The organism is Shewanella holmiensis (assembly GCF_025370255.1).
GTDB classification, from domain to species: domain Bacteria; phylum Pseudomonadota; class Gammaproteobacteria; order Enterobacterales; family Shewanellaceae; genus Shewanella; species Shewanella holmiensis.
The window spans coordinates 190,049-202,538 of record NZ_JAMTCD010000003.1; the positions used below are offsets into that span (position 1 = coordinate 190,049).

Annotated in this window: 13 protein-coding genes; 4 read left to right on the forward strand and 9 right to left on the reverse strand. The window is 41.0% G+C overall.

Annotated features, from left to right (window positions below):
- Nucleotides 1–70: 70 nt before the first annotated feature.
- Together NE535_RS03970 and NE535_RS03975 are read left to right on the forward strand one after the other, a co-directional pair.
- Complete coding sequence (locus NE535_RS03970) at nucleotides 71–403, forward strand: hypothetical protein (protein ID WP_261297387.1); 333 nt, start codon at nucleotides 71–73, stop codon at nucleotides 401–403.
- Nucleotides 404–554: 151 nt separating this feature from the next.
- Nucleotides 555–1,982: an AmpG family muropeptide MFS transporter gene (locus NE535_RS03975; RefSeq protein WP_261297388.1), complete on the forward strand. Its 1,428-nt coding sequence runs from the start codon at nucleotides 555–557 to the stop codon at nucleotides 1,980–1,982.
- Between the two features lie 449 nt (nucleotides 1,983–2,431).
- Here NE535_RS03975 and NE535_RS03980 read toward each other — a convergent pair whose 3' ends face one another.
- Nucleotides 2,432–2,917 carry a YajQ family cyclic di-GMP-binding protein gene (locus NE535_RS03980; protein ID WP_261297389.1) on the reverse strand — a complete coding sequence of 162 codons (486 nt, stop codon included), beginning with the start codon at nucleotides 2,915–2,917 and terminating at the stop codon, nucleotides 2,432–2,434.
- A 153-nt stretch (nucleotides 2,918–3,070) separates the two neighbouring features.
- Between NE535_RS03980 and NE535_RS03985 the strand changes: the two genes are divergently transcribed.
- Both NE535_RS03985 and NE535_RS03990 read left to right on the forward strand, forming a co-directional pair.
- Nucleotides 3,071–3,439 (forward strand): VanZ family protein, encoded by a 369-nt coding sequence (locus tag NE535_RS03985; protein ID WP_261297390.1) that lies wholly within the window; start codon nucleotides 3,071–3,073, stop codon nucleotides 3,437–3,439.
- Between the two features lie 14 nt (nucleotides 3,440–3,453).
- Nucleotides 3,454–4,395 (forward strand): ketopantoate reductase family protein, encoded by a 942-nt coding sequence (locus tag NE535_RS03990; protein WP_261297391.1) that lies wholly within the window; start codon nucleotides 3,454–3,456, stop codon nucleotides 4,393–4,395.
- A 2-nt stretch (nucleotides 4,396–4,397) separates the two neighbouring features.
- Here NE535_RS03990 and NE535_RS03995 read toward each other — a convergent pair whose 3' ends face one another.
- From NE535_RS03995 to hemA, 8 genes are all read right to left on the reverse strand, one after another.
- Nucleotides 4,398–5,270, reverse strand: coding sequence for a DMT family transporter (locus NE535_RS03995; protein ID WP_261297392.1), 873 nt, complete (start codon nucleotides 5,268–5,270; stop codon nucleotides 4,398–4,400).
- Nucleotides 5,271–5,336: 66 nt separating this feature from the next.
- Entirely contained in the window at nucleotides 5,337–6,188 is an 852-nt protein-coding gene (gene kdsA, locus NE535_RS04000) for a 3-deoxy-8-phosphooctulonate synthase (RefSeq protein WP_261297393.1), read from the reverse strand.
- A 17-nt stretch (nucleotides 6,189–6,205) separates the two neighbouring features.
- A complete protein-coding gene (locus NE535_RS04005) occupies nucleotides 6,206–7,453 on the reverse strand; it encodes a DUF819 family protein (RefSeq protein ID WP_261297394.1) in 1,248 nt (415 codons plus the stop codon).
- A 353-nt stretch (nucleotides 7,454–7,806) separates the two neighbouring features.
- Nucleotides 7,807–8,595, reverse strand: a complete 789-nt coding sequence (locus NE535_RS04010) for a transglutaminase family protein (protein WP_261297395.1) — start codon at nucleotides 8,593–8,595, stop codon at nucleotides 7,807–7,809.
- Between the two features lie 10 nt (nucleotides 8,596–8,605).
- Nucleotides 8,606–9,001, reverse strand: a complete 396-nt coding sequence (locus tag NE535_RS04015) for a SirB2 family protein (protein WP_188840497.1) — start codon at nucleotides 8,999–9,001, stop codon at nucleotides 8,606–8,608.
- Between the two features lie 86 nt (nucleotides 9,002–9,087).
- Nucleotides 9,088–9,942, reverse strand: coding sequence for a peptide chain release factor N(5)-glutamine methyltransferase (gene prmC / locus NE535_RS04020; RefSeq protein ID WP_261297396.1), 855 nt, complete (start codon nucleotides 9,940–9,942; stop codon nucleotides 9,088–9,090).
- Nucleotides 9,943–9,951: 9 nt separating this feature from the next.
- Entirely contained in the window at nucleotides 9,952–11,037 is a 1,086-nt protein-coding gene (prfA, locus tag NE535_RS04025; protein ID WP_261297397.1) for a peptide chain release factor 1, read from the reverse strand.
- A 14-nt stretch (nucleotides 11,038–11,051) separates the two neighbouring features.
- On the reverse strand, nucleotides 11,052–12,302 hold the full coding sequence (hemA, locus tag NE535_RS04030) for a glutamyl-tRNA reductase (RefSeq protein ID WP_261297398.1): 1,251 nt from the start codon (nucleotides 12,300–12,302) through the stop codon (nucleotides 11,052–11,054).
- Between the last annotated feature and the right edge of the window lie 188 nt (nucleotides 12,303–12,490).

The following is a 12,490-nucleotide window of genomic DNA, read 5'->3' on the forward strand; positions in this document are numbered from 1 at the left end:
CTTTTAAGTCTATACTCTAAAGGTAGTTTACATGCTGTTTCCTACACGCATTCATTTCAAGGACGTTCATATGACAGCTAACGATTTTATTGAAACTAAAGCACCACAACTGGCTTTTTACGGTAAAGCCTTCTTAGATAACCAACTAGAATATAAAGAAATTCAACTTTACATGTGGGATGTTCTTGAAGAGTGGCAACACTTAACAGAGATTTCCCCTGCGATGGAATGCCCACAAACTGACACTGAAACCGTATTTTGGTATTTATTACATTGCTTCGACAAATGGCCTGATTGGGCACTTCGAGGTAATCAATTGCTACGCAGCCAAGTGAATGAATGTTGCGATTACATCAATATTGGCGGTACGTTTCCACAAAGTTGTGTCGGTGTTCGGCCCTAGCCATTTGGGTACGGTTATAATAACAACACGCCACTTTTGATACTCACTCACAACAACGAGCCATTGATTTAAGCTAAATTAATAATCAATGGCTTGAACCATTCAATCACACCCCGTAAGCTAGCCCTATTGCCTCTTTAGTCTTGAATTCATGTCGGATATATTAAGTCGTTGTCGTGACCTAGTTGCTGTTTATTATCATAAACGGGTACTTATTTTATTATTGCTTGGCTTTTCAGCGGGCTTACCGTTAATGCTAGTTTTTTCAACCTTAAGCTTTTGGTTAAGAGAGGCTGGTGTTGATAGGGCTGCCATTGGCTACTTTAGCTGGATAGCACTAACATATGCCTTCAAATGGGCTTGGTCGCCGTTAGTTGATCGCATGTCGTTACCTATATTTACCGCTTTTTTTGGCAGGCGTCGAGGATGGATGATCTTCGCCCAACTGTGCTTAATTGGCTCGATCATAGGCATGTCGATGAGTGATCCTTTAGAGGATCTAGAACGACTTGCCCTTTGTGCCCTGCTATTAGCTTTTGCTTCTGCTACCCAAGATATTGTTATTGATGCATTTAGAATCGAGTCAGCCCCTGAAAAAATGCAAGCTGCATTAGCAGCCGCTTATCAGGTTGGTTATCGCAGCGCCATGATCGTCGCCACCGCAGGTGCACTAACTATTGCTGCTTGGGTATCGTCAGATAATCAAGGATACAATCTTGAATCTTGGCAAACTGCGTATTTCATTATGGCGTTGTTAATGGGAGTCGGTCTGATAACAGCATTGTTTGCCAAAGAGCCGCTTGTTGATACTAAAGAAGCCGATGAAGAAGAGCGCTTGCTACAATTGCACTTTTCTGAGCGTTATCCTGATAAAGTTGCTAAGGCTTTTGCATGGATCTACAGCGCCAGTGTGTTGCCATTTAGTGATTTTTTTAGACGTTATGGCAAAACGGCCATTTTGATATTGTTGCTGATATCCTGCTACCGAATTTCCGATATTGTCATGGGCGTTATGGCCAATGTGTTTTATGTGGATATGGGTTTTAGCAAAGAAGAAATCGCTTTTTTAAGTAAAGTATACGGTTTAATCATGACCTTACTCGGAGCAGGGGCGGGTGGCATTTTAGTGATGAAATACGGCACGATGCGGATTCTGTTTTTAGGAGCCTTACTAGTTGCCTTAACCAATTTATTGTTTGCGTGGCAAGCCCACATTGGTTACAACGTATCATTTTTAACCTTTGCTATTTCGGTGGACAATTTTAGTGCCGGCATTGCAACTGCAGCCTTTATTGCCTATTTATCAAAATTAACCAGCAGCGGTTATAGCGCAACTCAATATGCGTTATTGTCATCGATTATGATTTTATTCCCCAAATTTATTGCTGGGTTTTCAGGGGAGTACGTCAATGCATTTGGTTATGTAAACTTTTTTATCGCAGCCAGTTTAATCGGCTTTCCGGTATTGTTATTGATAAGCTTACTTAATAGAGCCAACATCATAGAAGAACAACGCATTGAAGCTAAAGCTAAAGCTAAAACTGAAGCTGAAAATGAGCAGGAGTCAGATAAGAAATAATACGGTGTAAACGCCACAATTTTAGTGAAATTTATGACTCGGCTTTATGAAGATACAATCTAACTTCAATCCGCTAGTGGCAAGCGAAAAGCTGACTTAATGATCATAAAGTAGCCTTGTATTATTGAAAGCTAGAACATAAAAACCGACACTTTAATGGTCGGTTTTTTTTGTTTAGCGCCCAAGCTAGGGTCTATTGGTCTTTCAAGCTCGTTTTGATAGCAAATTATTGACCATTTATACAAGGTTGGGGCTTTGCAATTCAATTATTCTTCTTGATATATATATCACGCCGTAAAAATTGCCAACAAACGCAGTCTGAGGGATTCAGCTAAAAACGAATTAAACTGTGTTGAGTGAATTTTACTATGTTGCTAGGCTGCACTCCACTCTACATGCTTAATTCGTTTTTTCTCGCACAATATTTCACCGAAAAAGATCAACAGCCGCTAGTCTTTAAAGTTATTAAACTGGAAAGGTTGGTCTAATTCAGATTCACGGGCGATACGCATAACAGCTTGCAGATCATCACGCTTCTTACCAGTGACTCGAATACTGTCACCCTGAATGGCTGCCTGCACCTTTAATTTGCTATCTTTAATCAGCTTAACCAATTTTTTAGCCGTTAATGCTTCAATACCTTCTTTAAATTTCACTTTTAAGGAAAAAGTTTTACCACTGTGAACCGCTTTTTCATCCACCTCCATTGAGGCGGGATCAACATCGCGTTTGCTTAATTGCATGCGTAACATGTCAACTAACTGTTTACACTGAAATTCATCTTCAGCAGATAATGTAACCACTAAATCTTTAAGCTCAACATTGGCATTTTTGCCTCGAAAATCAAAGCGCGTGTCTAATTCACGTTTAGTATTATCGACTGCATTGCGCACTTCTTCTTTTTTAACTTCAGACACAATATCCATTGATGGCATAAGAAACCTTAACTAAAACTGGGGAAATTTAATCTATTTTAACGCAATAATGGGCTTTTAGGCGAGATAGACACGGAATATAGATGACTTTAAGCACGAGTTTTCTTATGATGGGGCAAATTTTTGCTAAGCCTCAAGGCAGATGTAACACTTGTGATAAATTATCGGAACTTTTTTAAGCTAGCGTTACTGGTAGCGGTTTTAGTAACCAGCTACTTAGTTTTCTCAAAACCTAATTATCCGCAAACGTTCCAACATATGGATAAAGTTGGCCACTTAGGTAGTTTCTTCGGCTTAGCATTCCTGGCGCATTATGCATTTAAACCCAAATGGTATTATTTGTTCGGGGTATTGGCTGGCTATGCCATGTTAATTGAAATTGTTCAATCCAGATTACCTTATCGCAGTGCTTCAATTGGTGATGTTATCGCTGATTTAGCAGGAATAGTGTTGTTTTACCTACTTAACTTCAGCTTTGTGCAATATAAAAAGCTTAAAGCTAAGTCTAGTCACCCTAAGTAATCGGCCCAATTCTGATGACAAAACATAGAATTGGCGTCGTTGGTGCTGGTGCTATTGGGCAATTAATATTCCAGCAATTATCAACAAGTACATCACCCCTACCGAATAAACTCTCGGTACAATTAATTTGCCGCGAATCCGAATCGCAGCAGCAAACCTTATTTTTTACCAATATAAATCATGCTGTTCAGCACAAAATGATTACGGTACTTGGGCAACACACCCCTAAAATCAAAAAACTTGATGTCATTATTGTGTGCGTAAAAGCCTATCAAGTTGATGATCTGATCGATGCCTTACTACCAACGCTGGCACAAAACTGCCATATTATCTTATTACACAACGGCATGGGGCCTCATATCTCTTTAGCCCGAAAACTATCAGATTATCCGCAAATGGGGTTAAGTTTAGCAACAACCTCTCAAGGGGCTCTTCGCTCGGCTAAATGGCAAATTACTCATACTGGTATAGGGCAAACAACCCTAGGTCATTATTCAGGATTAGCACTTAAACAACCACTTAAAGAAGCTATTTTAGAGGCGATCCCTAATGCCAGTTGGCATGATCATATTCTTAGTGCTTTATGGCAAAAACTCGTCATAAATTGCGCCATTAACCCACTAACCGCATTTTATCAGTGCAAAAATGGTCAATTAGCAAATGATGAATATAAAGCCGAAATTACGCAGATTATTACAGAATGCATTATCGTCGCTAAAGCCGATAATGTTGAACTTGATGATCTTGCTTGCCATGAACTTGTTTATCAAGTGATAACGCTAACCAGTAATAATCTGTCTTCAATGTACCAAGACATTTATCATCAGCGTCAAACTGAAATTGACTATATTAGCGGTTACATTGTCGCTCGAGGTACGCACCATAATATTAATGTGCCGGCCAATACTCTTAATTTACAGCGTATAAAAAGCCTTGAAACAAAATATCAGCAATAAAGCTAATTCCACATGACTAAAATTGCCGCAACGGCAATCAGCAGTAACCCCAGCATATCGTTCACTTTCACCTTTTGCTTAAGCCAAAAACTGGCGATCAACATCATGAAGAACACCTCTATTTGCCCAAGTGTTTTTACATAGGGTACAGCCTGTAAAGACATTGCCGTAAACCAACCTATTGAGCCAATACAACTGGTTATACTGATCAGTAAAGTTAATTTAGGCCGTTTAAATAAATCAGTTAACGTCAGTTTGTCATAAACCAACAAATATCCAACCAGTAAAAGCGTTTGCAAGCTGATCACCGCCAACAATACCCAAGCAGCACCATGAGGGAAAGGCGCATCAAGTTGTAAGCTAGCTTCTCGTACCCACAGCGACGTCAACGCAAAAGCGCTACCACAGGCTAAACCAAGTAATACTGTTTTGATGGATAACTGCTTAAAGCCTTGCTTAGCACTTAATAGCATAATGGCGATACCGCCTATAACCACGCCCAACCAACCGAGTAAAGTCAACTGGGTGCCAAAGAACAACACGCCTAAAATTGCCGCGACCAATGCCTCACTTTTTGCCAGCCCTGCCCCGACCGCAAAATTTTGCATTTTAAACAGTTTAACCATCAAACCTGTGGCCAAGATTTGCATCAAAGATGCACCAATCACAAATAGACAAAAAGAGAAATTAAAATAGGGGATCTCAGTGGGTTGCCACTGATACAAACTGAATAGATAAAAAAGCGCTATAGGACCAGCCCAGATAAAGCGGGCCAATGTGACACCAGCAATGTTAACCTCTTGGCTTAATTGGCTTTGAAATGCATTGCGCCAAGCCTGCATAAAAGCGGCAAGTACCGTAAAAGCTATCCACATTACCTATTCGTCCTTGTGCATTTATCTATAAAAAAGCCCTGAATGTTCAGGGCTTTAGATAGTAGATTACTTACTGGTATCGATATAATCAAACGATTTAACTAAATCATCAACCGCTTTCATTTGATAGAGATAATTTTCTAATTGATGTAATGGTAAAGCACATGGACCATCGCATTTAGCGTTGTCAGGATCAGGATGCGCCTCGATAAATAATCCCGCAATACCTAACGCCATACCACTTCTGGCCAGTTCTGTCGCTTGAGCACGACGCCCGCCAGCTGAATCGGTTCTGCCACCGGGACGCTGCAGCGCATGCGTTGCATCAAATATCACCGGATAACCAGATTGCTTCATTTCGTCCATACCCAGCATATCAACAACTAAGTTATTATAACCAAAGCAACTGCCACGTTCACAAAGTAAAATATTATCATTACCCGCTTCGTTAAACTTTTTAACGATATGACGCATTTCATGTGGTGCTAAAAACTGCGGTTTTTTCACATTAATAATGGCGCCAGTCTCTGCCATAGCAACCACTAAGTCAGTTTGACGAGCTAGAAATGCTGGTAACTGGATCACATCAACCACTTCGGCAACAGGTTTACATTGATACACTTCATGCACATCGGTAATGATAGGGACATTGAAGGTGCGCTTAATTTCTTCAAAAATTTTCAAACCTTCTTCCATACCTGGGCCACGATATGAATGAACGGATGAACGATTCGCTTTATCAAAAGAAGCTTTAAACACATATGGAATACCCAATTTTTGGGTCACTTCAACATAGTGTTCAGCTATCGACATGGCTAAGTCACGCGATTCAAGCACATTCATGCCACCAAATAAAACAAAGGGTTTATCGTTGGCAACTTCAATGCCATTAGCTAATTCAATGATTTTCTGATTCATTTAACCTTCTTAGCGAATTACGCGCCAATAATTTGTAAAAACTGACCACATAGCCAAGCCATGTAAGTACCTAATGCATAACCTAATACTGCCAGTAATACCCCAACCGGGGCGAGAGCTGGATGGAATGCTGCAGCCACGACCGGCGCAGAAGCTGCACCACCAACGTTAGCTTGACTGCCTACCGCCATATAAAACAATGGCGCTTTAATTAATTTAGCGACTAAGAGCATAAATCCTGCGTGTACCAGCATCCATACAATACCCACTAAAAAGTAAATGGGGGTATCCATTATTTTAGTCACATCCATATGTAAACCAATAGTCGCAACTAAGATGTATAAAAATGCTGTTGCCACTTTAGATGCGCCTGCTGCTTCTAAGTGCCTCACAGGGCTAAATGACATAGCTAAGCCGACTGTCGTCACTATCACCACTAACCAAAAAAACTTTGACGTTAAACTGTAATCTGCAGTCCATGGATAATTGGTTTCAAAGAACGGCCCTAAAAAGTCAGCAGCCAAATGGGCAAAACCGGTAATACTAAAACCAACAGCAACGATCATCATTAAATCGCGTTGACTAGGAATGCGAGCATTTTCTGCCTGATACTTTTCAACCTTAGCTTTAAGCACTTCAATGGCACGGGTATCTGCGCCCGTTTTAGCATCAATCTCTTTGGCTTTAGATGCCATAAATAATAGCACTGCCATCCAAATATTGGCGACAATCACATCAACAGTCACCATCACAGAAAATATTTCACCGCCAACATCATAAATTTCTTTCATAGCAGCTTGGTTAGCTCCACCACCAATCCAGCTACCCGCAAGTGTTGTCATTCCCCGCCAAACCGCGTCTGGGCCATTGTTACCAATTAGCGTAGGGTCGATAAATGAAACCAGTAACAAAGCAATCGGCCCACCAATAACAATACCGACAGTACCAGTTAAAAACATGATGACGGCTTTAGGCCCCAGACCTAAAATAGCCTTTAAATCAACGCTGAGAATTAGTAGCACTAAGCATGCAGGTAAAAGATAGCGCGATGCAACAAAATACAATTGCGATGCATGACCGTCAACAACCCCAAATGTATTCAGTAGAGAGGGCAAGAAGTAGCACAATAACAGTGCAGGTATAAACTTATAGAATTTTTGCCAAAAAGGATGTGGCGAAGAACTAGTGTAAAATACAAAACCCAAAATGGCAGCGAGCAAACCCAGTGCGGTGGCGTCATTCGTGACCAGTGCAGACGTCGTCATGCAATTCTCTCCCTTGCAAATGCAGTGTAAAAGCGATTTTCGCTTAAATTATTTTATTATTTTTTTACTGTTTATTTTTATTCTAATGGCTAAACAATAATCACCATATGGGTGAAATAAGATTATTTAGCCAATAAAGTCAGTTGATATTTTATTGTAAACTGGCTTCATACTTAACTGTATGTGGCTTTACCACACTTTTATCAAGGCGAGATGCTGACAACAAATTGCAAACACCAAATGATAAAAGAGTGACATGCTAAAACCACGTCCTTTTCAAATACAGGTATTGGTACCTCTGTATATTAAAAGGAGGATATCATAACAAATCAGGCTCAAAAGAGCCTGATTTGTTAATGATAAATTTGTGAATGTTGGCTAAGTTCCTTTAACTGCATTTTAACCAATTCAATGACAGGATCATGCGGACTATTATCAATAAAATGCTGCAGATCTGACATAGCCACTTTTATACAGCCTAATTGCTGAGCAATAAAAGCACGTTCCCGGTTAAGGTGCACATCGTCAGGATGCCATTGCAACAATAAATTACAGCATTCCATTGCCTGCTCATATTTTTGGCTAACAATACAACCTGCTTTTAATTCATGAAGCATACGGCTAATTAAACGCTTTAACGTGGCAGGCTTAATATGGCTCGGCTTCAATTTCGCCGCATTACCAAGCTCGCCACGCACTAAAGAGTGTAATTGATGTCGACTTAGCTCTTTACCTGTTAATGGATCAAAGTAACTGATTTTATCATTCAATAAGCTACGCAACACCGTTTGCCCTGGCAGTAATACGGCATCTAAAGGTAAATCTAGCTGCTTTGCTAACAGCACCAATAAAGTGGCAAGCGTAGTACTATTACCCTGTCTTTTTAACACGCAATAACACAGATCAGCCGCTTCCACGCTGAAGTAATCATCCCGTGCTTGAAAGCCTAAATCATTATAAAACCAATTAAATAGTCTTTGTAAGCGCGCATTTTGATCGACTACATAATGGCTCAATACTGAGCCTGCAATTTCATACCATGCCCATAAGGCCGGTTGTGCGCGAGAAAAACCTAAATGTTCAGAAAGCTCAAATGCAGTTTCAGGTATAGAAACTGCATCATCAAGTTGAAGTTTTGCCATTAAAAATCAATTAACCCATTAATACGACTTGTTTAAAATGAGCCAGCTTGGCCGCTAACACTAACCAACCGATTGCACCAATAAAGGCGAAAAACTTGAACAGTTTATTTCGGTTAGATTTAAGTGCCATGATCCCTAATACAATATATGCCACAACACAGATGATTTTTTCGGTCATCCATGGATCCACAAACGGATACTGCTTGATCATAAAGCAAAGTGTAAAGCCTGACACTAATAAGAAAGTATCAATTACATGCGGTGCCACTTTAAGAAACTTTCTATCCATAAGCGGTGATTGACGAATATGCAGTACAAAGCGCAAAATAAAAAACGCAACGCTCAAAGCAATAAACATTAAATGTGTATGTTTTACCGCCGGATATAAACTGTAAAATGTTTCCATTATTGTGTTCTCAGTTAGGCATAAATAAAATAGCGGCTAGTTTACTCGATAAACTAACCGCTTTCCAATAGCATTGGGTTCGATCACTAATCAGTCCATGTACCTATAGTGCAGCGATCGTTACTGCCAAAATCACGCACTGTCGCGACCTCTTTGTAACCTAAATCAATCAATTTCTGTCTCACCTTTATCGCTTGTTGGTAGCCGTGTTCAAGCAATAAAAAACCACCAGTCAATAAATGCTCACGGGCTTTATCAGCGATATGATAAAGATCGGCATAACCCTCATCGGCAGCCGTTAACGCACTTTGCGGTTCAAAGCGAACATCGCCCATGTGTAAATGTTCATCTTGCTCGTCAATATAAGGCGGATTAGAGACAATCAAATCAAAGTCTCTATCTTTGACAGCACTAAACCAATCAGATTGTAAAATCTCGACTTGTTCAAGATTCAAATTTGCGCGGTTTGCTTTGGCTAGCGCTACCGCCTCAGGAACTTTATCTATCGCGGTAATGCGCCATTTAGGATTTTCATGGGCAAGAGATAATGCAATAGCACCAGTACCTGTGCCTAAGTCCAACACTCTAGCATTAAATCGCACATCAAGATTGAGGGCGGTTTCAACTAAAATTTCAGTATCTGGGCGCGGAATGAGTGTCGACTCATTAACAATAAAAGGTAACGACCAAAATTCACGCTCGCCGATAATATGCGCAACTGGCATACCTTGTTGGCGTTTTTTGATCATTTGCTGAAAGTTTTTAAATTGCTCGACCGTCAATGTCTTTTCAGGCCAAGTATATAAAAAACTACGTGATTTATTGAGGCAATGAACCAGCAATGCCTCTGCATCCACATGAGCAGATTCAGAGGTTGAGGCCAGTTGTGAAAAAGCCCATTGTTGGGCTTCAACTATTGTGGAATAGGATGACTGGGGCAAGAGATGTCCTTAGTCGCCAGACAAGGCTGCAAGTAAGTCCGCTTGATGCTCTTGCATAATGGGATCTAACAAAGCATTCAAATCACCTTCCATCACTTCACCTAAGCGATAAAGTGTTAAGTTGATGCGATGATCACTGACTCGACCTTGTGGATAATTGTAAGTTCTAATACGCTCAGAGCGATCGCCACTTGCCACTAGACTGCGACGAGTAGACTCTTCTTCACTGCGACGTTTTTCATCTTCAACGGCTTGAATGCGAGCAGCCAAAACACTCATCGCCTGGGCGCGGTTTTTGTGCTGCGAACGTTGATCCTGACATTCAACAATAATACCCGATGGAATATGGGTAATACGAATAGCTGAGTCAGTTTTGTTAACGTGCTGCCCACCGGCACCTGATGCGCGGAAAGTATCGACTTTTAAATCGGCTGGATTAATTGAAATCGCTTCAGCTTCAGGTACTTCGTGCATAACAACCACAGTACAGGCTGAGGTATGCACCCGACCTTGAGATTCTGTTTCAGGTACGCGCTGTACGCGGTGTCCACCTGACTCATACTTCAAGCGGCCATAAACGCTTTCGCCACTCACTTTAACAATAATCTCTTTAAAGCCGCCGTGTTCGCCTTCATTGACGCTCATGACTTCCATCTGCCAGCGGTTTGCTTCAGCATACTTGCTGTACATACGATATAAATCGCCAGCAAAAATAGCGGCTTCATCACCACCAGCACCCGCACGAATTTCCATGAATGCATTGGTATCATCGTTTGGATCTTTTGGCAGTAACAGAATTTGCAATTCATCTTCTAAACGGGCTAATTCAACTTTAGCCTGTTTGATTTCTTCTTGGGCCATTTCACGCATTTCTGCGTCATCTTCTTCAAGCATTTCTTTTGCAGACTCTAGGTCTACTTGGGCCTGTTGAAAATCTTTGAAACCCTTGACGACATCTTCAAGTTGAGAATATTCTTTTGATAGTGCGCGAAAACGCTCTTGATCGGCGATAACGCCAGCATCAGATAATAAAGCCAATACTTCTTCATTTCGCTCAAGCAAGCCTTCAAGCTTGCGGATAACGGATTCTTTCATTTAGCTCGCTAACCTTAATTTTTATCGAGTCCGAGCGCTATTCTTAATTGTCCTAACGTATTCAGATCGCCTTGACGGCTTGCTGCCGTAAGTGCTTGTGTGGGTGCGTGGATCAGGCGATTGGTTAATCTGTTCGCTAATTCCAATAATACTTGCTCGCCATCGCCACCTTGAGCCAATTTGTTCAAGGCACGTTCAACTAACTCGTCTTTAATTGCCACACTTTGGCTGCGATACTCACGAATACTGTCAACAGACTCTAAAGAGCGAACCCATTCCATAAATACATGGGATTGTTCTTCAGTGATTAATTCAGCTTGCTCGGCCGCTTCCTTTCGGGAAGCCATGTTCTGTTCAATGATACTATGTAAATCGTCCACAGTATAAAGGAAAGCGTCGTCTAACTCACCGACTTCCGCTTCAATATCTCTTGGCACGGCAATATCAACAAGCAACATAGGTTGATGACGACGTTGTTTTAGTGCCTTTTCGACCATGCCTTTACCTAAAATAGGTAATGGACTGGCGGTAGAGGATATCACAATATCCGCCTTAGCAAGGTAATCTGGAATTTGCTGCAGGGTAATTGCTGTCGCATTGAACTCTTCACACATGGCTTGTGCACGTTCGATAGTGCGATTAGCCACAACAATTGATGCCACGTCATTGTCTTTTAGGTGTTTTGCTACGAGTTCAATCGTCTCTCCCGCACCAATCAACAGCACTTTTGTGCGACTTAAACTAGAGAAAATGTGTTTGGCCATACTGACAGCAGCAAAGGCAACTGATACCGCTGCAGCGCCGATTTCAGTTTCAGTACGGACTTTTTTAGCCACTGAAAAAGTATTTTGAAATAATCTATCGATGGTAATTGCGGTTGTTCCCGCTTCTTTGGCTTTCGCAAAAGCTTGTTTTACCTGGCCTAGAATTTGCGGTTCACCTAAGACCAAAGAATCTAATCCTGACGATACTCGCATCAAATGTTTTACCGCAACTTGCTCTTTGTAAGCGTAAATACAGGGCATTAATTCTTCATGGCTTAAACCATGATAATCCTGCAGCCATTCTATAATGTCGGCTTCGCTGGCATTATTACAGTAAAGTTCGGTACGGTTACAGGTAGACACGATCACAGCTTCACCCGTTGAGGTACGGCTGGCCAAGCTTTTCATCGCATCGTGTATTCTGTCTGGCGAAAAAGCGACTTTCTCACGCAAATCTACCGTGGCGGTTTTATGGTTTATCCCGATTGCTACTAGGCTCATCTGACTCGTTCTAAGTTCTTCTCGGTATCGTTAATTAGGCCATTCTACTTAATCAGCTCAATTAAAAACACAATAGGGTTAACAAAACCGAATATATGTCTAATTTTTTCTTTCTGGTAACAATATCTTAATTTGAATCGCAAAAGCATTTTTACAACTTTGCCAATGAGCAGTATTATAAAGACATC